Genomic DNA, 22,976 nt, shown 5'->3' with positions numbered 1-22,976 from the left:
CCGCCATGCGCTTGACGCGATCATGCCGTCCCCCGAGTTGCGTGCGCCACGCGCAGCGCTGCAGCCAACGCCGCCACGGTAGCGTGCCGCGTGGCGCCGCCTTGCGCCAGCGATAGCGAGTAGCCGTCATCCAGCACGTCGACGGTGTGCGCCGCGTCGTCACGGATGCAGTAACCCAGACGCTGCACGGCGCGCAGGGTCCAGACTTGCCGCATGCCGCTGCCGTTCACGCGTATCGGCCTCTGGCCGCCACGGCCCACGCGCAGCTCGCCGCGCTCCAGGTCGAATGCCAGTCCTTCGGCGGAGAAGGCGGCCGACAGCGCGCCGCTCAGCGCCAGGTCTTCCGGCGCGCCGGTGTGCAACTGCCGTTGACCATCAATAAGCCACAACGCGTCGGCATAACGCAACGCAAGCTCGAGGTCATGCGTGGAAAGCACGATGCTCAATTGCTGCTGATGCGCCAAATCCTGCAGCAACTGCATCAGCTCGATCCGCCGCGGCAGGTCCAGAAATGCCGTCGCCTCGTCCAGCACCAGCACCTTGGGCTGCTGCGCCAGGGCGCGCGCGATCATGATCTTCTGGCGCTCGCCGTCGGACATGCGCGACACCAGCTTGCCCGCCAGCGCCGCCGCGCCCGCCTGAAGCAGGGCGGCTTGCACGATGGCGTGATCCGGCTCGCGCAGCCTGCCGCCCCAGCCGATATGGGGATACCGGCCCAGACATGCCAGCTCGTAACCTGTCATCAGCATGGTGTCCACGCGATCGGTCAGCACTACCGCGAGCTGGCGCGCGCGGTCCCGGCTGGATTGCGCCGTCAAGGGGTGGCCATCCAGCAGGAGGTCGCCCGCCAGCACGGGCTGCATGCCGCATAGTGTGCGGATCAGCGTGGACTTGCCCGCCCCATTGGCCCCGATCAGGCACACGAAGTCGCCGCGTGGCGCATGCAGATGGTAAGGGCCGAGCAAGGGCCGGCTGTCATAGCCGGCCACCAGGCCGTGCGCATTCAGGGACATCAGAGACGAACCCCGAACGACACCATGACCGTGCGCGGCGCGCCGGGATAGGTGGGCACGAACGCGCCGCCCGACTCGTAATAGCGCTTGTTGGTCAGGTTCTGGACGGTCAGTTGCAGGCGGTAGCGCTCGGCAGGTCCGAAGCGATAGATGGCATTGGCGTCCCAGCGCGTGTAAGAGGGCAGTTCAAAGCTGTTGGCCGTGTTGGCCTGCCGCGCGCCCACGTAGGTCGCGCCCAGCCCCAGCCGCAACCCGCGGGCCCACCCCGTCAGGTCGTACGTCGTCCACAGGCTGGCCGAGCGCCGCGGCGCGTTGGCGACCAGATTGCCTTCGATGGCGGCGTCGCTGTCTTCGGTGATCTCGGCCGTCAGATGCGTATAGCTTGCCAACAGGCGCCACTGCGGCGTGATGGTGTAGGGAACGTCAAGCTCCCAGCCTCGGCTGCGTTGCTCGCCCGCCTGGATCACGTAGTTGAAGTCGTCCGGATCGCTGACCACGCCATTGGTGCGGCGGATGTCAAAGAGGGCGAGGGTGGGCTCCAGGCGGCCGTCGAGCAGGCTGAACTTGGCGCCCACTTCAAACTGCTCGCCGCGCGACGGCTCGGGCAGGCCGCCACTGCGCAGCATGCCGCCGCCGGGCTCTGTGAGGAAGGACTTCGACCAGCTCCCGTACAAGGACACTTCCTCGCGTGGCGTCCAGGTCAGGCCGATCCGCGGGGACCAGGCATCGTCCGAGCGCTTGAGCGCGCCATCCGTTGCCAGATACTCCGCCTCGCCCGTCGTGCGCGCGCGGTCATGGCGCAACCCCAGCAGCAGACGCCACTGCTTGCCGAAAGACATTTCGTCCTGGGCGTACAGGCCGACGTTGTGGCTCGTGTAGCGCGACGAATCGTAGTGCTGCAGCGGTCCAGTCTCCACGCCATGCACCGGATTCCATAGACTGATCGGCAGATTGACGGGAAATCCCAGGCGGTTCATGTAGGCATCAGCCGTGAAGTCCCAGTCGTCGTAGTTGTAGTCCGCGCCGATCAGGACGCGATGGCCGACCGGCCCGGTGGTGAACCGACGCGACGCCTCAGCCAAGACCGACGTGTCCTTCTGCGTGTCGATGCTGCGCTGGAAGCGGCGATTGACGATGGGATCGCTGGTGTCGGCCCCGCTGACCGGCGGAAATCCATACGCATACCAATGGGCATCGGAGCGCGCCCACGAACCCTGTACACCTGCTCGCAAGTCCCAACCGCTCTCGAACTTGTGGTCCAGCACCAGGCTGGCAAGCGCACTGTCGTTCTTCAGCTTCGCATCCCGCTCGCCGTAGTTGTAGTGAATCGGCACGTCCAGGAACAACGGGCTATTGCCGAAGCCCCGGTCGAACGCCGCCTCCTTGTGCCCAAACTCGAATTCGGCCGTGACCGTGGTGCGGGAAGAGGGCGTCCACTGGAACACGGGCGACACGAACTGCGTCTGGTTGTCCACGAAATCGCGGAAGCTGTGGTTGCTTTGGAGGGATCCCGTCAGCCGGTAACCCAGCGTCTCGCCCAACGGTCCCGTGCTGTCGATAGTGGCGCGGTAAAAGTCATAGCGACCTACGGTGAAATCGATGTCTGTCTGCGCCTTGTCCAGCGGCTTCTTGGTCACGATGTTCACCACGCCACCGGGGTCGAAGCGGCCATACAAGGCCGATGCGGGGCCTTTCAGCACCTCGATCTGCTCGATGTTCACCAGTTCGTCGACCGGCGCGAAGACGCTGCGCCGAAAGCCGTTCTTCAAATTCGCGGAAGTCGCAAAGCCCCGCAGCCGAAAGCGGTCGTTGCTGCCACCCCATCCGACCTGGCTTGTCACGCCCGGCACCGTGCTGACCGCGCCGCCCAACGTGGTGACACCGCGGTCTTCGATCAACTCCCGCGTCACCGTCTGGATGGAGAAGGGCGTCTCCTTGACCAGCGTGTCGCTCTTGTTGGCGGTGGGCGCCACAAAGGCGCGGTAAGGACGTTCGCGCGTTCCGATGACGGTGATGGTTTCCAGATTCTGGGTCGAATCCTCCGTCGATTCCGTCGATTCGGCCGAGAGGGCCGGTAACGGAGCAATGGCCAACGAGATCAGGGTAAGGCAGGCCCGCTGCCGGCGGTTGCTGTGGGCAGAGGGGCCCGACAGATCAAAACGCATGAACTTCTCCGGATGGATGCGCGGGCGTTGCGGCGATCCCCCTGGATGCCTGGCCGGGCGCATCTGACGGCCCGTTGTCTCAGCAGAAGCACGGGCGTCTTGTTCTAAAATCGAATGTTATAACGTAACATTAGATTTTGGAAAGGCGGAGAGTGAAGGGCGGTGCCTCCTAAGTGGCGGCCTTGCTGCGTCAACTACGCGCTGTAGCGGTGCTTGCCCGTCTTGATGAAGAGATCCGAGAAACTTTCCCAATCGTGTAGGTAGACGAACTTCTCTCCCTCGTCGCCTTCACAAATCGCCGAGCCGCGGCTGCTTTCTTCCCAAAACGAGAAAAAGGGCAGGCGGCGAATGTCGTCCAGCCGCACCAGGCGGTCTTTCACGACGGTCAGGCCAAAGTAGGTGGTGGTCATATCCGGATTCCTGGTTGGCTTCTGGGCAAGATTTGGCTACTGAACTGCGCTGATCCGCATGCATGTTATCGGCGGAGCCACGGTCCAAGAAGAGCTAATGGCGGTGGTATGCCTGGACTGGCGCGCGTGCTGAGCGGCCGTTTGGTTTGGTCGATCACCGGCGTTCAATGCTCAGCCGCCGGGTCCTGTCATCTCGTCATCCTGCTTTCCTTCAATCGTGCCGCCGCGGCAACCTTCAGCAGGCGCTGAAAGGTCGGACATTGCGCATGGCTGGGAGCAGGGCACTGCGCCGCGTGGCGCAGGCCTTCGCTCATGGCCTTCAGACGTTTGATGGTTGCATCGATCTCATCGGCCTTGGCCAACAGGACTTCCCGGTCCACTTGCGGGGAGCCATCGATTGAAAGCATGGCGCGAATCTCGTCCAGCGAAAGGCCGCCTGCCTGCCCGAGCGCGATCAATGCCAGTTGATCAAGCACGTCGGGCGCAAACCGCCGCCGTTCGCCCGCGAGGCTGACCGCAGAGATCAACCCCTTTTTCTCGTAAAACCGCAGCGCTGAAGCGGGGACGCCAGTGCGCCGCGCGACTTCCGAAATATCCATAGAGCCGCCCTTGACTTGAAGTTGACTTTAACTTCTATCATGCCCGTCAACAGTGATTGCTTCAATTGGGAGGGCCAGGAATGATGTCGATGGACGAGGTGGTAAAGGTGGTTGCAGTCGGCGTTGGCGCCACCGTCGTGATGGATGTGTGGACGATGATTCTGAAAAGGCTGGGCGTTCCCACACTCGACTATGCGATGGTTGGGCGGTTGGCCGGACATCTGAGCCAGGGCAGGTTTGCGCACGCCAGCATCGGCAAGGCGGCGCCGATTCACGGCGAACGGCCGCTGGGCTGGGCGATTCACTATGCCGTCGGCATCGCGTTCGCCTTTCTGTTGATAACAGTGCAAGGCGCGGATTGGCTGCATGACCCTACATGGATGCCCGCACTGGCGGTAGGCGTGGCAACGGTCGTGATTCCCTTGTTTGTGCTGCAGCCCGCGATGGGAGCGGGATTTGCAGCGTCGCGCACACCGACGCCGGCGAAAAACTGTTTGCGTAGCCTGGTGACCCATGGGGTGTTTGGAAGCGGTCTTTATGTTTCTGGGGTGGTCATCCGGCAGTGGTGGGCGTGATTGAATTAACGACCGGGCGCTCCCCAAGACGCACACTGACGAATTACGCATAATGTGTATTATGTAAAGTAAGGGATGGCCGTTTTTATCCCGCCGCCACGCCGCCATCGGATAAGATGCGCGCCAAGCCTCCCCAACCCATCCCCATCCAGACCCCATGACCCCGCGCGTCGCCATCATCGAAACCATGGAGAACACGCAGCTCGGCCTTCTGCTGAGCGCGCTGAACGAAGCCCAGGCCGACATCACCTGGTTCCGCGTCTATCGCGACGGTCTTGGCGACATTGCGCTTGACGACTTCGACGCCCTGATCGTTCCCGGCGGCTGGCCGAGTGCGCAGGACGATGATCTTTATCCTTACCTGCCCAAACTGGTCGCGGTGATGCGCACATTTGGCGACGCCGGCAAGTCCGTGCTGGGCATCTGCTTAGGTGCGCAGGTGCTGGCCCGCGCTTACGGCGCCGACAACCTGTTGGGTGTGGCGCGGGAATTCTCCTGGACGCCGCTGACCGTGACGGACGATGGGCGCGTCGATCCGCTGTTTGCCGAATTGCAGGACGGCTTTACCAGTTTCCAGTGGCACGTCGACACCTACACCCTGCCCCAAAATGCCCTCCTTCTGGCTCGATCCCAAACCGTCCAGAATCAGTGTTTCCGCGTGGGACGGGCAACCTACGGCATGCAGTTCCACTTTGAAGCCAGTGGCGACGTCGTTCATGACTGGACGCGGGGCAATCCTGAGCGGGTCAATCGCATTGCGCCGGGATGGCTGGAGACCCAGGCGGACGAGGACCGGGCCCGCTTTGCCGTCGACGCCGACGAAGCTGGCGCGCGGATCGCCCGCGCATTCGTGGCCACCATCGGCGAGCGCGCGCGGGCCTGATCGACACCGAGTTCGAACATAAAAAAAGGCGATGCCAGGTTTCCCGGCATCGCCTTTTTGCTTTCACCAAGGGTCAGCGCTTCTTGGACGCCTCGTACTTCGCCTTGTTGGCTTCATTCGGCGGGTACAAGCCCGGCAGCACCGCGCCATTGTTGACTTCATCCATGATCCAGCCTTCAAACCGTTCCTGCTCGACGGCGGCGTCAACCACGTCGGCCAGCAGCGCGGCCGGGATGACGACGGCGCCATCCTGGTCGGCAACGATCACGTCATCCGGAAAAACGGCCACGCCGCCGCAGGCGACCGGCTGCTGCCAATCCACGAACGTCAGGCCGGCCACCGACGGAGGCGCCGCAGCACCGCTCGCCCAGACTGGCAGCTTGGTCCCCAGCACACCGGCCAGGTCGCGTACCACGCCGTCGGTCACCAGGCCCGCGACGCCCCGTTTGGCCATGCGGGCGCACAGGATGTCGCCCCAGATGCCGGCGTCTTTGACGCCCATGGCGTCAACCACCGCGATGCAGCCAGAGGGCATCTGTTCGATGGCGCCGCGGCTGGATTTGGGCGAAGACCAGGATTCCGGTGTGGCCAGGTCTTCGCGGGCAGGCACGAAGCGCACCGTGAACGCGCGGCCGACGATGCGTTCGAGACCTTGCGCCAACGGGAAGGCGCCGCGGATCCAGACGTTGCGCAGCCCTTTCTTCAACAAAATGGTGGTCAACGTTGCCGTTGTGACGCCGGACAGCGCCTTGAAATGAACCTCGTCCGAAACGGTCATGGGTTTTTCTCCCTGTGAAATCAGAATGGGCGCTCAGCGCGCCCGAGCTCGATGCGGCAGATGCCTTAAACCAGATCCCGCGCGCGCGCGTCGCGCTTGCCCAGGCGCGCCAACAGATGATCAACCTCAGTCCGCGCCTGGGTGGTCAGCGCAGCACCGGGCCGGCGTTGCGCCGCACTGGTCAGAATGCCCCGGCGCATCATCACGTACTTGCGCACGGCCAGGCCGACACCCGGCTGCTGTTCGTAGCGCAGCAGCGGCAGGTGCGCATCGAACAGATCATGCGCCTCTTCGGTCCTGCCCTCGCCCACCCATTTGACGAAGTCGCACAGCATGTCCGGAAAGCAGTATCCGGTGTTGGCGCCGTCGGCGCCGCGCGCCATTTCGTAGTCCAGGAACAGGCCGTTGTTGCCGCACAGGATCGAGATATGCCGCATGGCGCCTTCGGCTTCAAAGCGGCGCAGCGCCGAGATCTTCTCCAGGCCCGGCCAGTCTTCGTGCTTGAGCATGACGCACGAAGCCAGATCGGTCACGATCCGCCGGATGACCGTGGGCGCCATCTGCACCGAGAACGTCAGCGGATAGTCCTGCAGTACAAACGGAACGTCGTCCCCAATGGCCTCCACCGCCTGATGGTAGTAGTTGACGATCTGATCATCGGTGCGCAAGGTGTTGGGCGGCGCGATCATGACGCCGGCCGCGCCGCGGTCCATCACCTCGCGCGTGAGCGAACGCATGGAGGCGAAGCCGGGCGCCGACACCCCCACCACGATGGGAATGCCCTGCGATTTTCCGATCACTTGCGAGGCGATATCCAGGGATTCAGTGAAGTCCAGTTTGGGCGCTTCGCCCAGTTGGCCCAATACGGTCAGGCCGGTCGAGCCGCAAGCCAGATAGAACTCCATCATGCGGTCGATCGAGGCGTGATCGACGGAACCATCGTCGAAGAACGGCGTCGGGGCGATGGGATAAACGCCTTTCGCGTCAGCAGTCAGTTTCATGTCTATTTTTCCAATGATTTGATTCAGGCGCCAGGCCCTAGATGCTGGCGATGAGCCCGCCGTCCACGCGGATCGTCGATCCGGTGATGTAGCTGGCCCGCGCGCTGGCCAGGAACGCAACCGCGTCGCCGTACTCCTGCGGGTCACCATAACGGCCCACCGGAATCGCGCTGGTGCTTTCGCGGCTGACGTCCTCCACGCTGCGCCCTTCGCGCTTGGCCCGGGCTTCGTCCAGGAAAGAGATGCGCGCCGTCGCAATACGCCCCGGCAGCACGATGTTCGACGTGATGCCGTCCTTGCCCACTTCGCGCGCCAGCGTCTTGGACCACCCCACCAGCGACATGCGCAGCGCGTTGGAGATGCCCAGATTCGGAATCGGCGCAATCACGCCCGACGAGGTGCTGGTGATGATGCGGCCCCACTGCCGTTCCCGCATGCCGGGCAGGATGCGATCAGTCAGCTTGATGACGGACAGCACCATCCCTTCAAAATGCTCGCGCCAAAGGTCAGCCTGCTGCCCGAAAGACGGCGTGGGCGGCGGGCCGCCGGTGTTGTTGACCAGGATATCGACAGGACCAACGTTGGCCTCGATCCACGCCACCTGGCTCTCAAAGGCGTCCAACGCGCGCAGATCCCATTGCAGGGCAAAGGCAGACAGGCCCTGGGCCTTGAGGCCGTCGGCGGTGGCCGTTGCGGCGTCAAGGTTCAGATCGGCGACGACCACCTTGGCGCCTTCGCGCGCCAGCGACTGTGCAATGGCGCTGCCCAGACCACCGCCGCCGCCCAACACCAGCGCCGTCTTGTCTTTGATACCCAAATCCATCTTTACCTCCGTACGAAAAAAGCTTGATCAGTCAGAGCTGAACTCTGGCCGACCTATCTTGACCGCGTCGCGCCACCCTGCGCCTGATGGATCGCAAGGTGCGCCCTGTAGACCTCATTCTCTTGCCAAAGCGCGTGGCGGAAAAACGGAAAATTGTTGGATAGATCATTCGGTTTATGAATGATTCGCCAGGTGCACGGCATGGGTCTACCAGTGTGAAAGCTGTCGGCGCGGGCAATTCCGCTATATTGGGGCCACCATTTTCATGCACGAATTGAATGAACCCGCGCCGCCTCACCCCCTCCATGTCCCTGCTGTTGGCCTTCGAAGCCAGCGCCCGCCATCTGAGCTTTACGCGAGCGGCGACCGAGCTTGCGCTGACGCAAAGCGCCGTCAGCCGGCAGGTGCAGGCGCTGGAGGATCTGCTGGAAGTCGCGCTCTTTCGCCGGGAGAAGCGGCGGATTGTGCTTACCGAAGCGGGCACGGGATACCAGAAGGAACTGGCCGCCGCCCTGCAGCGCATCCGCAGCGCATCGCTTCAGGCCATTTCGCACCGCACCGGCCGAGGCGCCTTCCACCTGGCCGCGTTGCCCACATTTACGGCGAAGTGGCTGATGCCCAGGCTGCACCGCTTCTATGCGCGCCATCCCGGCATTCTGGTTCACCTGCATTCCCGCGTGACGCGCTTCGACCTGGATCTGGCCGGCATCGACGCCGTGATCGCCGTGGGCGATGGCGACTGGCCGGGATTGGTCCCGCATCGGCTTATGAATGAACACGTCATCCCGGTCATCAGCCCCGACATCGCCGCGCGGCAGACCATCCGCGGGCCCGCGGACCTCGTCCAGCACGTGCTGCTGCAAGTCGCGGCCCGGCCGGCCGTGTGGCAACGCTGGTTCGAATCCCACGGACTACCCGTGCGCTCGATGCGCTGGGGCGCGCAGTTTGAACTGACCACGCACCTGATCCAGGCGGTGGCGTCAGGCTTGGGCGTTGGGCTTTTGCCGACGTTCCTAGTGGAGGATGAGTTACGGCAAGGCGTGCTGGCGCCGGCATTGGACGAGGAATTCAGCACGGGCGCTGGGTACTTTTTCCTGGCGTCGCCGGACAAGTTGGCCATCCCTGCGGTCGCGGCGTTTCGGGATTGGTTGCTGGATGAGAGCGCGGGGGGAGATTTCCAGCGTTGATTTAAGGCGACCTGCATCCGCATTTCTAACTATTCGATAGTTCAACAATCGTTGTATTATTCGGCGCATGAATGAAGAACATGCCGTGCTCGCCCTCGCCGCCTTGGCGCATACGCAACGCCTGCGCGTGTTTCGCGCCCTGGTCGTCGCCGGTCCAGAAGGCCTGACCCCCAGCGTACTTGCCGACCAGCTCGCCGTGGCGCGCAATACGTTGTCATTCCACCTGAAAGAGCTGGCGCATGCTGGCCTGGTCTCCGTCGAACAGCAGGGCCGCAACCTGATCTACCGCGCCGACTTTTCCCGGATGAACGGTCTGCTGGGCTATTTGACCGAACACTGCTGCGCGGGTGCGCCTTGCGCAGTCACCGATCGCGGCGCCTGCGAATCCTGCTGACTGAGCCCCACCCTCTCCTGCAACCCACGTCCCAGCGTCGGCGGAGACAGATCCGCCGAGCCCGCCTTCCCTGAATGAAACCCATGCCTTCCACTGCACCCGCCGCACCCCTGGCGCCCCAGCGCCCTCCCATGAACGTCTTCGAGCGCTATCTCACCTTGTGGGTCGTTCTCTGCATCGTCCTGGGCGTGACATTGGGCCAGGCGGCCCCGGGCGTTTTCCAGGCCATCGGTAGCCTGGAGGTCGCCCAGGTCAATTTGCCGGTCGGCATTCTGATCTGGGTGATGATCATCCCGATGCTGCTTAAGGTGGACTTTGGCGCACTCGGTCAGGTCAAGCAGCACTGGCGCGGCATCGGCGTCACGCTGTTCATCAATTGGGCGGTCAAGCCGTTCTCCATGGCCTTTCTGGGCTGGCTGTTCATCCGCCACGTTTTCGCCGCCTGGCTGCCGGCCGACCAGCTCGACAGCTACATCGCGGGTCTGATCCTGCTTGCCGCCGCCCCGTGCACGGCAATGGTGTTCGTCTGGAGCCGGTTGACCGGCGGGGATCCGGTTTTCACGCTGTCTCAAGTGGCGCTGAACGACACGATCATGGTGTTTGCATTCGCTCCCGTGGTTGGCCTGCTGCTCGGCCTGTCGGCCATCAGCGTGCCGTGGGACACCTTGCTCGTTTCCGTGGGACTGTACATTGTGGCGCCGGTCATCCTGGCGCAGGTGTGGCGCCGCGCTTTGCTGCGGCGCAGTCAGGCGGCCTTCGATGCCGCATTGGCGCGGATCGGTCCGTTCTCGATGGCCGCCCTGCTGCTGACGCTGGTGCTGCTGTTCGCGTTTCAGGGCGAAGCCATCATCGGGCAGCCTTTGGTGATTGCGATGTTGGCGGTGCCCATTCTGATCCAGGTGTTCTTCAATTCCGGCCTGGCGTACTGGCTCAATCGCCGGGTCGGCGAAAAGCACAGCATCGCGTGCCCGTCCGCGCTGATCGGCGCGTCCAATTTCTTCGAACTCGCGGTCGCGGCTGCGATCAGCCTGTTCGGCTTTCAGTCCGGGGCGGCGCTGGCCACAGTGGTCGGCGTACTGATCGAAGTTCCCGTCATGCTGCTCGTCGTGCGGATCGTGAATCAGAGCAAGGGCTGGTACGAAGCCGGCGCCGCGCGCAACTGACGCTGCGATGGCAAGCGCAGTCGCAACTTTCGGCGGCGTGGATTTTTTGTTTGGCTCTCACCGAGGCATGTCATGACTTCGATCACGATCTATCACAACCCTGCTTGCGGGACTTCACGTAACGTCCTCGCGCTTATCCGCAATAGCGGCGAATAGCCCCAGATCATCGAGTACCTGAAGACGCCTCCCGATGCCGCTACGCTGAAGTCGTTGATCGCCTCCATGGAAATGCCCGTGCGCGAGGCGCTCCGGCAAAAGGGCTCGCCTTACGACGAGCTGGGGTTGGCGGATCCGAAATGGACGGACGAGCACCTTATCGGCTTCATGCTCCAGCATCCGATCTTGATCAATCGCCCCATCGTGGTGACGCCGCTGGGCACCCGCCTTTGCCGGCCGTCCGAAGCAGTCCTGGATATCCTGCCGCAACGCCAATGCGGCGCGGTCGAGCGAACGGCGGCGCCAATGCTCGTTCAGCAGGCCTCGTGCGATGGTGGTCAGGTAGGCGCGAGGCTGCCGCAGGGTGCGGACTTCTTCGGGATAGCGCAACACGCGCAGAAAGGTGTCATGCGCGAAATCCGATGCATGATCGCCGTGGCCGAGCTGGCGCCGCCACCATTGGCAAAGCCATTCGTAATGGGTTTCGCAGAAAAGCTGGATCGGCTGGAGGGGGTTGGACAAGCTCAAACGCCCCGGCAAGCAGCGCGATGACACGGAAAAGCCGCCTGCCGGGAAAGCGGTCAAGCGGCGAGAACCGCCAAATGATACCAAGACTTGTTCGCAGTGGGGGGTTGAACGATTTCTGGTTGCAACGTAGGCGTTGACGCGTCCCCATCCTTTCCCGCAACCTGTCTTGGCTTTTTCTCAGATCAACCGCAAGTCTCCCTTCTCGCTCCACGTCGCGCCTATCAGCACATCGCGACCCACCACGCTGCACATAAGTTGGACCACAGCAATTCTGGCGACCCGCTGCTCACCGCAGCCGGCCTTTCACGTTTCTGTCTGGAGTCGACACCATGATGCAAGCTGCACCTGCACGCCTTTCCGTAGATCTGCTGTCCAAGCGCCGTCGCCTGGCGCCAGTACTGACCACGCTTACGCTGGCGATGGCCGTGCCGCTGCCGGCCGGGGCCCAGAACGCGCCCAAGCCGGCAGAGGCCGCCACCAAAGACGCCAACGCAGCCTTGCTCAAGGAATTGCCCTTTTCCGACAAGACGTCGTTTGAACTTGCCCACAAGGGGTTCATCGCTCCCCTGCCCTCCGCAATGATCAAGGGCGAGCAAGGCAACCTGGTCTGGGATCCGACCAAGTACGACTTCATCAAGGAAGGCGCGCCGGCCCCCGACACGGTCAACCCCAGCTTGTGGCGGCAGTCGCAACTGCTGAACATTTCGGGCTTGTTCAAGGTGGCAGATGGGATTTACCAAGTCCGCAATTACGACCTGTCCAACATGACCATCGTCGAGGGCAAGGAAGGCCTGACGATCATGGATCCGCTCATCTCCACCGAAACGGCCAAGGCGGCGCTGGACCTCTATTTCGAGCACCGGCCCAAAAAGCCTGTGGTTGCAGTGATCTACACGCACAGCCACGTCGACCACTACGGCGGCGTGCGCGGCGTGGTGGACGAGGTGAACGTCAAGGCAGGCTCGGTAAAAATCTACGCACCCCTCGGGTTCCTGGAGCACGCAGTCGCCGAGAACGTCATGGCGGGCACCGCGATGAGCCGCCGCGCCAGCTACATGTACGGCAACCTGCTGCCGCCCAGCGCCACCGGGCAAGTCGGCGCCGGGCTGGGCACGACAACCTCGGCGGGCACGGTAACCCTCATTCCGCCTACGGACATCATCGAGAAGACGGGCGAAACGCGCACCATCGACGGACTGACCTACGAATTCCTGTACGCCCCGGGCAGCGAAGCGCCGGCGGAGATGCTGTATTACATCAAGGAGAAAAAGGCGCTCAATACGGCAGAGGATTCCACCCACACCCTGCACAACACCTATTCGCTGCGCGGCGCGAAGATACGCGATCCGCTGGCGTGGTCCAAATACCTGAATGAGGCACTGGCCATGTGGGGTGACGACGTCGAGGTGATGTACGCCATGCACCATTGGCCGGTCTGGGGCCAGAAAGAGGTTCAGGAGCAGTTGGGGCTGCAGCGCGACATGTACCGCTACATCAACGACGAAACCCTGCGGCTGGCCAACATGGGTTTCAACAAGGAAGAAATTGCTGAACAGGTCAAGCTGCCGGAGGCAATCGCCACCAAGTTTTCAAACCGCGGCTACTACGGCTCGCTGAACCACAACGTGCGCGCGACGTACGTCCTGTATCTGGGCTGGTTCAATGGAAATCCGGCCACGTTGCACACGCTGCCCATCCAGGAGGCGTCCAAGCGCTACGTGGACATGATGGGCGGCGTCCCCGCCATTCTTTCCAAAGCGCGCGATTACTACAAGAAGGGCGACTACCGCTGGGTCGCCGAGGTCGTGAACTATGCGGTCTTTGCCGAGCCCGACAACCAGGAAGCCAAGAACCTGCAGGCCGATGCTCTGGAGCAGATGGGCTATCAGGCCGAAAGCGGCCCGTGGCGCAATTTCTACCTGACCGGCGCCAAGGAATTGCGCGAAGGCGTGCAAAAGCTGCCGGTGCCGGACACCGCCAGCCCCGATACCGTGCGCGCGATGACGCTGGACATGCTGTTCGACTATTTCGCGGTGCGCCTTAACCGCGAGAAAGCCGCCGGCAAGCATGTGGTGCTGAATCTGGATTTCACCGACACCAACGAGAAGTACACACTGGAAATGGTGAACAGCGTGCTGAATCACACCGAGGGCAAGCAGGCCAAGGAACCGACAGCGAGCATGTCGCTCAGCCGAGAGTCGCTGAACCGCATGATGCTCAAGGAAATGACGCTCAAGGAGGCGCTGGAAAAGGGAGACGTCAAGGTCAGCGGCGATCAGCAGAAAATTACCGACATGTTTGCGTCGCTGGACAACTTCGAGTTCTGGTTCAACATCGTGACGCCCTGAGGCCTCTGAAGCCTGACCCGGAGAGCGAGCGGCGCCGCTCTCCGGTGCGCATCACTGCCAATCCTGCGCATAGATCCGCTTCCACTCCTTCTCCATATCGACGACCGTCCATCCATTGGCCTGCGCCGCGTCCAGGGCCTTGTCTAAACGACCGACGCTCGAATCGCGGTCGTAGGCCCATTCGCGCTTGGCGTCGGTGTGGTGAACGATGCCGCCGAACCGCTTGCCCGGCCCGGCGGTGGTCCATTGCAGCATCTGCAGGTCACCGTCGGAGTTGCCGAAGGCCAGTATGGGACGCTTGCCGATGTGACGCTGGATGGCGACGGGTTTGCCGGGGCCGTCGTCGTTGAAGTCCAGCTTCGGCAACCGCATCAGCGCGTACCCGTTGCCGCTTGCCACGAACTCGCTGCCGAACGCCGTGCCGATGACCTGTTCCGGCGGGATGCCGTAGGCCTTCTGCGTCCAGACCCGCATGAACTCGGTTTCGCCGCCCGACACGATGTAGGTCTTGAAGCCGCGCGCGCGAAGGTAATCCAGCAGCTCCCGCATCGGCACGTACGTCATGCTGTCGTACGGCAGTTTGGTGCGCGGATGGCGCGCGGTTTGCAGCCACTGATCGACGCGCTGCGTGTACTGCGCGACGGGCATGCCGGTGTTGGTCGCCATTACTATTTCCATCATGCCGCGCTCGCCGGACTTGGCCACCGCGGCATGATCGTTCTGCAGCACCGCCATGAAAGGCTGGCGGGTGGCCCAGTCCGGATGCGACGGCGCCAGCGCGTGGACCTCGTCCATCGAGAACATCACCTGGAAGTAGATCGGCTTTTCGCTCCACAGCGTGCCGTCGTTGTCGAACACGGCGATGCGATCTTCCTCGGGCACGAAGTCCGGGCTGCCTGGTTCGGTGACTGCCTTCACGAACGCGACGATGGCCACACGGGATGGCCCGTCGGTCCAGGACGCCAGCTCCGCCTGCTTCTGGCGGTCGGACGCGGCGCAGCCGGCCAGCAGGCACACGATGCAGAGCCACATCCAGGCCAGCCGCCGCATGGAGCGATGTTGAATCGAAGCGTGCATGACGATCTCCCGAGCGCGCGCATGGCGCGGTGGTGACACCCTTTTGAACGATTTCCCCTGTCCGCGCCCCGCACGGCAAACAGGCATCAACGGCTGGCGATGCTGCCTTGAGACACCTGCGCCGCCTTCCACTGCTGCGGTGTCATGACGGTACGAAAGCCGATATGCGACATGGGGTTGAGCGGATCCGTGCCGCGCCGCGCGCTGGCGCGGTAGCTGATGCAATACGTGTCGCTGCAAAGAAAGGATCCGCCGCGGGTCACGCGCTTGGGCGCCGACACGGGCGTGCCGCCGTCGTCGGGATCAAAGCTGTCGGCGGGTCCGGCCGGGTCCTGCGGCGGCTGGCGGTACTGCGCCTGAAACTTGAAGGCATCCGCGCGATACCAGTCCGACGTCCATTGCCAGACGTTCCCCGCCATGTCGTACAGGCCATAGCCGTTGGGGGGGAAGCTGCCCACCGGCGTGGTGCCGACCTGCACCTTTTCATCCATGACGACGGGAAACGGCTGGGGCTGCCGGGTGTCCCAGATGTTGGCCATCGCCTTGCCCTGCGGAAGCAACTCGTTGCCCCACGTATAGGTGGCTTGCTCCAGGCCGCCCCGGGCGGCGAACTCCCACTCGGCCTCCGTCGGCAGCCGCTTGCCCGCCCATTTGGCGTAGGCTTGCGCGTCCTCGTAAGACACCTGCACGACCGGGTGATCGTCCTTGCCATCGATGTTGCTGTCCGGCCCCTCGGGATGCCGCCAGTTTGCGCCCGGAACGAAGCGCCACCAGCGGGAATAGTCGCGCAACGACACCTCGGTCTCTGTCCCGGTGAACACCAAGGCGCCCGCCTGCAAGGCGCTGTCGTCGGGACGCGGCGTGCCAGCCGGAAGCTGGACGCGCAAGTCTTCCCAGCGCGGCTTCTGCTCGGCAGTCGTCACGTAGCCGGTCGCCTCGACAAAACGTCGGAACTGCGCGTTGGTGACGTCGTGCACGTCCATCCAGAACCCGCTGACGCGCACCTTGTGCGCCGGGCGCTCGTTCGGTTGCGACATCTGGTGGTCGTTGCCCATCAGGAATTCGTTGCCGGGTATCCAGGCCATCGCTGCTGGGCCCTGCTTGCCGTCTCCCAGCGTGACGACGGGCGGGCCTGCCCGCGGCGTAGAGACCACGACATACGCGCCGATCGCGCCCGTCGCGCCCAGTATGGCCACCAACGCCAATCCGACCTTCGCGTGCTTTTTCATGCGCGTTCTCCTTCAAGAGAATCCTTTCGCAATGCAGGCGTAGCTTTTGCTGCCGTTATAGCGCCGCGGCCCGCGAGGCCAGCTTGCGGTTGCCCTCGCTGTTCGGCTTGAGACTCATGCGTTCGGCGGTCAGCACCTTTGCGAGCGACCGCGCGCCATCACGCAGCGCCGCCTCGACCAGCGTCAGCGCCAGCACGTCACGCTGAGCGTGGCTGCCGCCGAAGCGGTGCGCAATCAGGCGCACGTCGCGCAACAGATTCGCGGCCAACGCGTAGTCTTCGCGCGTGAACGCCACCAGCGCGTGCGCCACCGGCAGTCCCACGTCGCGCGTCATCATGGCGTTGGTGCCGGCGCCCTGCGCGGCGGCTTCCATCGATTCGATCAGCGACTGCGCCGCCGCCCCGTCGCCGGCGCCCAGGTAGGCCATCAACGCATGTACATCGTTGAAGGCGTAGTAGCCCGTGCCGCCGCGCGCCTGCCAGACTTCGGCAAGCTGCCGCCACCGCCACCCGACATCGACACCGCGCAGCAACAGGCGCCACAGCATCGCCGACGCGTCGATCAGGTCAAGCACTTGCCCCGTGGACGTTTCACGCAGCCGGTCATCGTACAGGGCAAGCACTTCGGCCATGTCCTCGCGGTCCAGGTGAAACAAGGCCAGGTGCCACCAGTTGTGGATGGACAGCATGTTGTCGCTGGACCAGTCGTCGCGCCGGCCATTGAGCCAGGCAATGCCCTCGTCCACCCTGCCCTGCATTTCCAGCACATGAGCCACCGCGTGCACGGCCCACGGGTCGCGCGGATTCAGATCCAGCGCGCGGCGGCCCTGGGCTTCCGCTGCGGCATAGAGATTGGTCTCTTCCAGCCCGAAGGCGTGCATGCCCAGCACGTAACCGTAGTCGGGCATCTTGCAGTTCCACGCGGGCAGAATGCCGGCCACGCGGTCGCGCAACATCGCCGAGCGGCCAAGCAGGAAGTCGCCGATGTGGCCCACCTGGAGCGCCAGCGTGTCGTGCGGGTAATCGGCAAGGATGTCGGCATAGCGCCGCAGCGCGGTAGAGAAATTCCCTTCGAGCCAGGCGCGCGCCGCCGCCGTATGACGACGTTCCCGATCATTGGCGATATCGACGAGCGCTTCGGCGGCCTCCACGCTTTCGCGCAGCAGCGGCTCGACGCACTTGTCGCTGGCGGTAATCATCATGCCCGCGCGCAGCAGGTGGCCCATGACGAAGACGGGGTCTTCGGAAAGCGCCCCGTCGATGATGCCCAAGGGATCGCCGTAATAGCCGTGGAACAGGCTTTGCGCCTGTTCGTAAGCGGCCATCGACGCCGGTTCATCGCTGGAAACGGGATTGCCCCGCACATCGCTCAGCGCCATGGTGATCTCCCAAAGGGCCGGCCCGCGACGGGCTTCGGAAATATAAGCACGGATGCCGTGTGCCGGCAAAACGCAACTGCGCTAGTGCGACTGCACCGGATTCGCGGGTATGGGCATACGCCTGCGCTTACGGCAGCCGCGGCATTACGGGCAGGACGACGGCGGGATCGACCATGGCCTGGCGTTGCGACACCAGCAACGCGTCGCTCTGGTCGATGCGTATTGTGCCGATTCGGGGAAATTCAAAGTCGATGATGATGTACAGCGCCGCGGTCATGACCAGTGCGTAGATCAGCTCGTGCAGTAGCGTCCCCCGTTGCGTTGCAGCCAGCTTCACGCCCACCAGCCCGGCGCAGATCAGCGCAAGAAATCCCAGAAAAACGTAGGCCGCCATGGGCGGATGCACCTTCTGGGCGGCGACAAGCGCGGTCGCCGCATCGAACATGTCATTCACCGCCTGCACGTACGAAGCCGCCAGCGGCGGCGCAACATCGTCCCGCGCCGCCCCGACGGAGGCCCGCCAGATGTCCATTTGCAGCGCGCTGGCCTTGGCTGCAATCCCCGTCCGCGCATCCAGATCGGCGACATGGCGTTCATAAAGAATCCGTTGATCGACGTAGTGGCGAAATTGCGCCCGCAGCGCCGGCTGCGCGGCGGGAGGCAGCAGATCGACCCGCAGCCATGCCGTGCCGATGGCGTTGACTTCCTGGATCAAGAGATCGCGCCGGTCCGCCATACGCTGCGCGGCGCCCGAGAACGTAAACGCGACCAGCAGCCCCAGCAGCGCAAACACCGATGCCTCGATCGCCGCCACCCCTGCCCCGCCGTTCTCCTCAAGTTTTCTGCCCAATCGCTTGCCCAATGCGATGGCGCCAAACAGCGCCACAAAGAACGCCGCCGCCAAGCCTGCCAGGAGAAACGAGTAGTCCATGGGAACCTCGCGTGTGCGATTACCGGAGGAACGTGCGAGCGGTACGCTGGCGCGTCCGGAACGCAACAACGATAAGAGCAACCCGCTTTGACTGGCAATCGCGCAAGCGCAGTCAACGCGTGATACTGCCGCGCCGGTCCGTGTTGACCAATGCGGCGCATGAATGCAAGCGCATCGCAGAATCTCGTTGACAGGCGGGAAAGGAAGATGAAAATTATTGCAGTTCAAATCCCGCGGACTCCGCGTCCCGGACTGCGCGTCCCGGACTCCGCGTCCCGGACTCCGCGTCCCGGACTACGCGTCCCGGATTGAACACTCCCAAGTACGTAGGCCAATGTGAACCGCACGGTTTGCAGCTTCGTGCGGTTGATTTCACTCTCACATCACGGAGTTGAAAATGGCGACCAAACGAACGCTCACTTGCGGTGCCGCAGCACTTTTCCTGGCGGGAGCGGCCATCTGTGCCCCCGCTTCCGCGCAGGATCAGCGCAAACCCAACATCATCCTGCTTGTCTCCGACGACACCGGCCTCGGCGATCTCGGTCCGTATGGCGGCGGCATCGGCCGCGGCATGCCAACGCCCAACATCGACCGGCTTTCCTCCGAAGGCATGACCTTCTTCTCGTTCTACGCGCAACCCAGTTGCACCCCCGGCCGCGCCGCGATGCAGACCGGCCGCATCCCCAATCGCAGCGGCATGACCACGGTGGCCTTTCAAGGCCAGGGCGGCGGCCTGCCGGCGGCCGAATGGACGCTTGGTTCGGTCCTGAAAACGGCCGGCTACAAGACGTTCTTCACCGGCAAATGGCACTTGGGCGAAGCCGACTATGCCCTGCCGAACGCCCAGGGCTACGACGAGATGAAGTATGCGGGCCTCTATCACCTGAACGCCTACACCTACGCGGATCCCACGTGGTTCCCCGACATGCCCGCCGACGTGCGCGAGATGTTCCAGCGCGTCACCAAGGGCGCATTGTCTGGCAACGCCGGCGAAAAGCCGCGCGAGGAGTTCAAGATCAATGGTCAATACGTCGACACGCCGATGGTCAACGGCCGTGAAGGCGTCGTCGGAATTCCCTTCTTTGACCGTTACGTCGAGAAGGCCTCGCTGGACTATCTGGACCGCAACGCCAAATCCGAGCAGCCGTTCTTCATGAGTATCAACTTCATGAAGGTGCACCAGCCCAACATGCCTGATCCGGACTACGTTCATAAGTCCATGTCCAAGAGCAAGTACGCGGATTCGGTCGTGGAACTGGACGCACGGATCGGCCGCATCATGGACAAGATCCGCGAGTTGGGCCTGGACAAGAACACGCTGGTGTTCTACACGACGGACAATGGCGCCTGGCAGGACGTCTACCCCGATGCGGGCTACACCCCGCTGCGCGGTACCAAAGGCACGGTGCGCGAAGGCGGCAACAGGGTTCCGGCGATCGCGTGGATGCCCGGCAAGATCGCCGCGGGCGCCAAAGATCACAGTCTGGTGGGTGGCCTTGATCTGATGGCGACGTTTGCCGCGATTGCTGGCGTGAAGCTGCCCACGAACGACCGCGAAGACAAGCCGATCATCTTCGACAGCTATGACATGTCGCCCGTCCTCTTTGGCACCGGCAAGTGCGACCGCAAGTCGTGGTTCTACTTCACCGAGAACGAGCTGTCGCCGGGCGCCGTGCGCGTCGCCAACTACAAGGCGGTGTTCAACCTGCGCGGCGACGATGGCGCGGTGACGGGCGGGCTTGCCGTGGATACGAACCTGGGGTGGAAAGGCGCGGAGTCCTATGTTGCGACGGTGCCCCAGGTGTTCGACCTGTGGGCCGACCCGCAGGAGCGTTACGACATCTTCATGAGCAACGTCACGGAGCGAACCTGGACGATGGTCATGATCAACGACGCCGTCGCGCCACTGATGAAGACGTACATCGACTACCCGCCCCGCAAGATGCAAAGCGAAGGCTATGACGGACCGCTGACCTTGTCCGGCTACGAGCGGTTCCAGTACGTCCGCGAAAGTCTGGCGAAGGACGGCTTCAAGCTTTCCCTGCCTACCGGAAACTGATGCCGGCACGCTGCGGTTCACCTGATTCAGGTGAACCGCACGGACGCGGGACCCGTCCGGGCAGGCGGCTTGCTGCTACAGGCGGATGGACGCGGCAATTCCATCCCGGCAAGCTAGCCGCCTGCCAGCTTGCGACCTGGCTACAGGAGGTCCCATGTGGGAACCCAGCGAACGCTATCCCGATCCGGCCGTCGAGGTGCTGGATCCCCGATTCCTCAAGATCCGGCTCACGAACGCCAGCATCGAACGGCTGGCCACGGGCGTCCGGTATGGCGAAGGTCCGGTGTGGTTCGGAGACGGCAGGTGCCTGATCTGGAGCGACATCCCCAACAACCGCCTTTTGCGATGGGACGAGGAAACGGGTGCGGTATCGGTGCACCGTCGGCCTTCCGGGTACGCGAACGGCAACACACGCGACCGCCAGGGCCGGCTCGTCAGTTGCGAACATGGCGAGCGGCGCGTGGTGCGGACCGAGTACGACGGCACAGTGACGGTGCTGGCCGACCGGTTCGAGGGCAAGCGCCTGAATGCGCCGAATGATGTGGTTGTGCGGCGAGATGGATCGATCTGGTTCTCCGATCCGGTGTTCGGCATTTTGAGTAACTACGAAGGTTTCACGGCCGACCCGGAACTCCCGACGCACGTCTATCGGCTGGACCCCGGATCGGGACGGCTACAGGTCGTGGTCCGGGGCATCCACAATCCGAACGGTTTGTGTTTTTCGCCGGACGAACGGCTGCTGTACGTCGTGGACAACGGCTCTTCTCCTAACCGCATCCTGGTTTACGGGGTTGGAGAGGACGGCACGCTGGATGAAGGGCGCACATTTGTGGAGGCAAGCCTTGAAGCGATCCCGGACGGCATCCGCTGCGATACCGAGGGCAATCTTTGGGCCGGCTGGGGCCCGGGTCCGGAACTGAGCGGCGTGATGGTCTTTGCACCCGACGCCACAGCCATCGGCCGCATCGCCCTGCCCGACCGCTGTGCCAATCTGTGCTTTGGCGGCGCGCGGCGCAACCGGCTGTTCATGGTGACCGGGCAATGCCTTTTTGCGCTGTATGTGAATGCGCAGGGTATCCCTTTTTGCTGATCCGGGCCGCTACAGAAACCCGATCCAGCGCCCCGCGACCAGGCATCCCAGCCAAAGCGCCAGCGACGCACCAGCCTGCGCGCGAAGCATCCCGGTTGGCCGGCCGCCGTTCTCGACGCCGGCCCACGCGCGGCCCCGGTGCACGAGCCAGGCGTTGATCGCACCGGCGGCCAGCAGCGCCATCTTCACCAGGAACGCGGGATTCTCCAGATATTCGAGCGGACGCACCGAAAACAGCACCGCGCCCGTCAGCACCGCCAATGCAAGGCCCGTTGCGGCAGTGCGCGCCAGCACCGGCGCCAGGACGGCCAGCGCGTTCGGCTTCAGGATGCCGAGCAGGCGTAGATCCAGCGGCACGATGGACCCGATCAACAGGCCAATGGCGCCAATGTGCGCGGCGTTCACCAGAAGATAGAGAACGCCGGACCGGCGCAGCCACAGCGCCGGCGGAACGGATTCAAGGTGTTCGAGCGCAAGCCGCAGCAGTTCAGGCATCCGGCGCGGGAGCTCAGGGTTTCTTGATGCGGCTTGGGTAAATGTCGTAGGTCTTTCCGCCCACGGTCACCTGCACGGCCTTCATGCGTTTGGCGGCCGCGTCCTGGTCACGGTTGCCGACGGCGGTGATCGCATCGCCGGGCTTGGCGGAACCTTCCACGAATCCCGCTTCCTTTGTCTGGCTGGGGTTACCGAGTTCGACCGTCCACACGCCGTCCTTGGCGCGGACCTTGAGCGTGGGGTGCGGCGGGGCGATCTGCACCTGTTCGACCGTGCCCTGCAATGTCATTTGTTCAGATTCCGCCCACGACCAGCCGTGGTGCGCCATGGCGGAGGGGGCAACGCCGCCGATGGCGGACAGCGCCAATGCGGCGATCAACGCGCGATGGGAAAGCTTCATGTCGATGCTCCTGAAGTGCGGTGGCTGCCGTTCGTCCGCGCGAAGGCGCAGGCGTCAGAGCGAAAAAACAGGATAGCAGCGGGTTCTCGCGGCGGGTGTGAATTTATTTGGCGATCGGGAGGCGATAAATCAGCGGGCGAATCCTGAGATATCACTTCTAAGAATTTACTTTAAGTCTTGGATATCTCCAGCAACTTTATTGCTTTTTACTCAATGACTTACTAACTACGCTTGAGATAAAGCTTTAATGTTAAAAGGTGTCCCTTCCCGCTCTCGTCTGCCGCGCTAACCCAG

General features: G+C 63.4%; 21 protein-coding genes and 2 pseudogenes. 9 read left to right on the top strand and 14 right to left on the bottom strand.

Translation table 11 applies throughout. The features are described from left to right. Positions 1 to 20 precede the first annotated feature (20 nt). The 4 genes from B3446_RS24580 to B3446_RS24565 all read right to left on the bottom strand — a co-directional run bounded on the left by B3446_RS24580 (position 21) and on the right by B3446_RS24565 (position 4,187). Complete coding sequence (locus B3446_RS24580; protein ID WP_291386333.1) at positions 21 to 1,013, bottom strand: ABC transporter ATP-binding protein; 993 nt, start codon at positions 1,011 to 1,013, stop codon at positions 21 to 23. Next, positions 1,013 to 3,178 (bottom strand): TonB-dependent siderophore receptor, encoded by a 2,166-nt coding sequence (locus B3446_RS24575; RefSeq protein WP_291386331.1) that lies wholly within the window; start codon positions 3,176 to 3,178, stop codon positions 1,013 to 1,015. Before B3446_RS24575 ends, B3446_RS24580 begins: the two co-directional genes overlap by 1 nt. Before the next feature lie 194 nt (positions 3,179 to 3,372). Continuing rightward, a complete protein-coding gene (locus tag B3446_RS24570; RefSeq protein ID WP_191577172.1) occupies positions 3,373 to 3,588 on the bottom strand; it encodes a hypothetical protein in 216 nt (71 codons plus the stop codon). A 188-nt stretch (positions 3,589 to 3,776) separates the two neighbouring features. Next, positions 3,777 to 4,187, bottom strand: coding sequence for a helix-turn-helix domain-containing protein (locus tag B3446_RS24565; RefSeq protein ID WP_291386329.1), 411 nt, complete (start codon positions 4,185 to 4,187; stop codon positions 3,777 to 3,779). An 80-nt stretch (positions 4,188 to 4,267) separates the two neighbouring features. On the opposite strand from B3446_RS24565, the gene B3446_RS24560 reads away from it, so the two are divergent. Continuing rightward, on the top strand, positions 4,268 to 4,762 hold the full coding sequence (locus B3446_RS24560) for a DUF2938 domain-containing protein (protein ID WP_291386327.1): 495 nt from the start codon (positions 4,268 to 4,270) through the stop codon (positions 4,760 to 4,762). A gap of 157 nt (positions 4,763 to 4,919) precedes the next feature. Continuing rightward, positions 4,920 to 5,645 carry a type 1 glutamine amidotransferase gene (locus B3446_RS24555; RefSeq protein WP_291386325.1) on the top strand — a complete coding sequence of 242 codons (726 nt, stop codon included), beginning with the start codon at positions 4,920 to 4,922 and terminating at the stop codon, positions 5,643 to 5,645. A 73-nt stretch (positions 5,646 to 5,718) separates the two neighbouring features. Here the strand turns inward: B3446_RS24555 and B3446_RS24550 are convergent, their stop codons facing one another. The 3 genes from B3446_RS24550 to B3446_RS24540 all read right to left on the bottom strand — a co-directional run bounded on the left by B3446_RS24550 (position 5,719) and on the right by B3446_RS24540 (position 8,247). Then, positions 5,719 to 6,423 carry a ribonuclease activity regulator RraA gene (locus tag B3446_RS24550; RefSeq protein WP_175121516.1) on the bottom strand — a complete coding sequence of 235 codons (705 nt, stop codon included), beginning with the start codon at positions 6,421 to 6,423 and terminating at the stop codon, positions 5,719 to 5,721. A 65-nt stretch (positions 6,424 to 6,488) separates the two neighbouring features. Beyond that, the gene (locus B3446_RS24545) at positions 6,489 to 7,424 is read right to left on the bottom strand and encodes a dihydrodipicolinate synthase family protein (RefSeq protein WP_291386323.1); all 936 of its coding nucleotides are present in this window, start codon (positions 7,422 to 7,424) and stop codon (positions 6,489 to 6,491) included. Between the two features lie 37 nt (positions 7,425 to 7,461). Further along, positions 7,462 to 8,247 (bottom strand): SDR family oxidoreductase, encoded by a 786-nt coding sequence (locus tag B3446_RS24540; protein WP_291386321.1) that lies wholly within the window; start codon positions 8,245 to 8,247, stop codon positions 7,462 to 7,464. Positions 8,248 to 8,525: 278 nt separating this feature from the next. On the opposite strand from B3446_RS24540, the gene B3446_RS24535 reads away from it, so the two are divergent. The 4 genes and pseudogenes from B3446_RS24535 to arsC form a co-directional block, all read left to right on the top strand. Then, entirely contained in the window at positions 8,526 to 9,434 is a 909-nt protein-coding gene (locus tag B3446_RS24535) for a LysR substrate-binding domain-containing protein (protein WP_291386318.1), read from the top strand. 67 nt (positions 9,435 to 9,501) lie between these two features. Continuing rightward, entirely contained in the window at positions 9,502 to 9,828 is a 327-nt protein-coding gene (locus B3446_RS24530) for an ArsR/SmtB family transcription factor (protein ID WP_291386316.1), read from the top strand. Between the two features lie 83 nt (positions 9,829 to 9,911). After that, positions 9,912 to 10,991, top strand: a complete 1,080-nt coding sequence (gene arsB, locus B3446_RS24525) for an ACR3 family arsenite efflux transporter (protein WP_291386314.1) — start codon at positions 9,912 to 9,914, stop codon at positions 10,989 to 10,991. Between the two features lie 72 nt (positions 10,992 to 11,063). Beyond that, a pseudogene (gene arsC / locus B3446_RS24520) lies at positions 11,064 to 11,441 on the top strand (arsenate reductase (glutaredoxin)); the annotation flags it as partial. Here arsC and B3446_RS24515 read toward each other — a convergent pair. Next, positions 11,421 to 11,669, bottom strand: a pseudogene (locus B3446_RS24515) (sigma factor); the annotation flags it as partial. The pseudogenes arsC and B3446_RS24515 sit on opposite strands and share 21 nt — an antisense overlap. Before the next feature lie 335 nt (positions 11,670 to 12,004). On the opposite strand from B3446_RS24515, the gene B3446_RS24510 reads away from it, so the two are divergent. After that, on the top strand, positions 12,005 to 14,023 hold the full coding sequence (locus tag B3446_RS24510) for an alkyl/aryl-sulfatase (protein WP_291386312.1): 2,019 nt from the start codon (positions 12,005 to 12,007) through the stop codon (positions 14,021 to 14,023). Positions 14,024 to 14,074: 51 nt separating this feature from the next. Here B3446_RS24510 and B3446_RS24505 read toward each other — a convergent pair whose 3' ends face one another. The 4 genes from B3446_RS24505 to B3446_RS24490 all read right to left on the bottom strand — a co-directional run bounded on the left by B3446_RS24505 (position 14,075) and on the right by B3446_RS24490 (position 18,638). After that, the gene (locus B3446_RS24505; RefSeq protein WP_291386353.1) at positions 14,075 to 15,073 is read right to left on the bottom strand and encodes an HAD family hydrolase; all 999 of its coding nucleotides are present in this window, start codon (positions 15,071 to 15,073) and stop codon (positions 14,075 to 14,077) included. 113 nt (positions 15,074 to 15,186) lie between these two features. Next, complete coding sequence (locus B3446_RS24500) at positions 15,187 to 16,329, bottom strand: formylglycine-generating enzyme family protein (protein ID WP_291386310.1); 1,143 nt, start codon at positions 16,327 to 16,329, stop codon at positions 15,187 to 15,189. A 55-nt stretch (positions 16,330 to 16,384) separates the two neighbouring features. Next, positions 16,385 to 17,707 (bottom strand): tetratricopeptide repeat protein, encoded by a 1,323-nt coding sequence (locus B3446_RS24495; protein WP_291386307.1) that lies wholly within the window; start codon positions 17,705 to 17,707, stop codon positions 16,385 to 16,387. A 127-nt stretch (positions 17,708 to 17,834) separates the two neighbouring features. After that, positions 17,835 to 18,638: a hypothetical protein gene (locus B3446_RS24490; protein WP_291386305.1), complete on the bottom strand. Its 804-nt coding sequence runs from the start codon at positions 18,636 to 18,638 to the stop codon at positions 17,835 to 17,837. Positions 18,639 to 19,035: 397 nt separating this feature from the next. On the opposite strand from B3446_RS24490, the gene B3446_RS24485 reads away from it, so the two are divergent. Together B3446_RS24485 and B3446_RS24480 are read left to right on the top strand one after the other, a co-directional pair. Continuing rightward, positions 19,036 to 20,697, top strand: coding sequence for an arylsulfatase (locus tag B3446_RS24485; protein ID WP_291386304.1), 1,662 nt, complete (start codon positions 19,036 to 19,038; stop codon positions 20,695 to 20,697). 154 nt (positions 20,698 to 20,851) lie between these two features. After that, positions 20,852 to 21,787: an SMP-30/gluconolactonase/LRE family protein gene (locus B3446_RS24480; RefSeq protein WP_291386302.1), complete on the top strand. Its 936-nt coding sequence runs from the start codon at positions 20,852 to 20,854 to the stop codon at positions 21,785 to 21,787. Positions 21,788 to 21,796: 9 nt separating this feature from the next. Here the strand turns inward: B3446_RS24480 and B3446_RS24475 are convergent, their stop codons facing one another. After that, a complete protein-coding gene (locus B3446_RS24475; RefSeq protein ID WP_291386300.1) occupies positions 21,797 to 22,282 on the bottom strand; it encodes a DUF6644 family protein in 486 nt (161 codons plus the stop codon). A 13-nt stretch (positions 22,283 to 22,295) separates the two neighbouring features. After that, positions 22,296 to 22,682 carry a DUF6152 family protein gene (locus B3446_RS24470; protein WP_291386298.1) on the bottom strand — a complete coding sequence of 129 codons (387 nt, stop codon included), beginning with the start codon at positions 22,680 to 22,682 and terminating at the stop codon, positions 22,296 to 22,298. Positions 22,683 to 22,976: the final 294 nt, after the last annotated feature.

Origin of the sequence: Achromobacter sp. UBA5777, from assembly GCF_002418565.1 — a bacterium.
Classification (GTDB): domain Bacteria; phylum Pseudomonadota; class Gammaproteobacteria; order Burkholderiales; family Burkholderiaceae_B; genus Achromobacter; species Achromobacter animicus.
Note: the sequence above shows the minus strand (reverse complement) of the source record. Positions and strands in the feature narration are given on the sequence as shown.

Coding starts and splice junctions, on each gene's coding strand:
- B3446_RS24580 (WP_291386333.1), bottom strand. CDS start 1,013: ATGTCCCTGAATGCGCACGGCCTGGTGGCCGGCTATGACAGCCGGCCC.
- B3446_RS24575 (WP_291386331.1), bottom strand. CDS start 3,178: ATGCGTTTTGATCTGTCGGGCCCCTCTGCCCACAGCAACCGCCGGCAG.
- B3446_RS24570 (WP_191577172.1), bottom strand. CDS start 3,588: ATGACCACCACCTACTTTGGCCTGACCGTCGTGAAAGACCGCCTGGTG.
- B3446_RS24565 (WP_291386329.1), bottom strand. CDS start 4,187: ATGGATATTTCGGAAGTCGCGCGGCGCACTGGCGTCCCCGCTTCAGCG.
- B3446_RS24560 (WP_291386327.1), top strand. CDS start 4,268: ATGATGTCGATGGACGAGGTGGTAAAGGTGGTTGCAGTCGGCGTTGGC.
- B3446_RS24555 (WP_291386325.1), top strand. CDS start 4,920: ATGACCCCGCGCGTCGCCATCATCGAAACCATGGAGAACACGCAGCTC.
- B3446_RS24550 (WP_175121516.1), bottom strand. CDS start 6,423: ATGACCGTTTCGGACGAGGTTCATTTCAAGGCGCTGTCCGGCGTCACA.
- B3446_RS24545 (WP_291386323.1), bottom strand. CDS start 7,424: ATGAAACTGACTGCTGACGCGAAAGGCGTTTATCCCATCGCCCCGACG.
- B3446_RS24540 (WP_291386321.1), bottom strand. CDS start 8,247: ATGGATTTGGGTATCAAAGACAAGACGGCGCTGGTGTTGGGCGGCGGC.
- B3446_RS24535 (WP_291386318.1), top strand. CDS start 8,526: ATGAACCCGCGCCGCCTCACCCCCTCCATGTCCCTGCTGTTGGCCTTC.
- B3446_RS24530 (WP_291386316.1), top strand. CDS start 9,502: ATGAATGAAGAACATGCCGTGCTCGCCCTCGCCGCCTTGGCGCATACG.
- arsB (WP_291386314.1), top strand. CDS start 9,912: ATGCCTTCCACTGCACCCGCCGCACCCCTGGCGCCCCAGCGCCCTCCC.
- B3446_RS24510 (WP_291386312.1), top strand. CDS start 12,005: ATGATGCAAGCTGCACCTGCACGCCTTTCCGTAGATCTGCTGTCCAAG.
- B3446_RS24505 (WP_291386353.1), bottom strand. CDS start 15,073: ATGCGGCGGCTGGCCTGGATGTGGCTCTGCATCGTGTGCCTGCTGGCC.
- B3446_RS24500 (WP_291386310.1), bottom strand. CDS start 16,329: ATGAAAAAGCACGCGAAGGTCGGATTGGCGTTGGTGGCCATACTGGGC.
- B3446_RS24495 (WP_291386307.1), bottom strand. CDS start 17,707: ATGGCGCTGAGCGATGTGCGGGGCAATCCCGTTTCCAGCGATGAACCG.
- B3446_RS24490 (WP_291386305.1), bottom strand. CDS start 18,638: ATGGACTACTCGTTTCTCCTGGCAGGCTTGGCGGCGGCGTTCTTTGTG.
- B3446_RS24485 (WP_291386304.1), top strand. CDS start 19,036: ATGGCGACCAAACGAACGCTCACTTGCGGTGCCGCAGCACTTTTCCTG.
- B3446_RS24480 (WP_291386302.1), top strand. CDS start 20,852: ATGTGGGAACCCAGCGAACGCTATCCCGATCCGGCCGTCGAGGTGCTG.
- B3446_RS24475 (WP_291386300.1), bottom strand. CDS start 22,282: ATGCCTGAACTGCTGCGGCTTGCGCTCGAACACCTTGAATCCGTTCCG.
- B3446_RS24470 (WP_291386298.1), bottom strand. CDS start 22,682: ATGAAGCTTTCCCATCGCGCGTTGATCGCCGCATTGGCGCTGTCCGCC.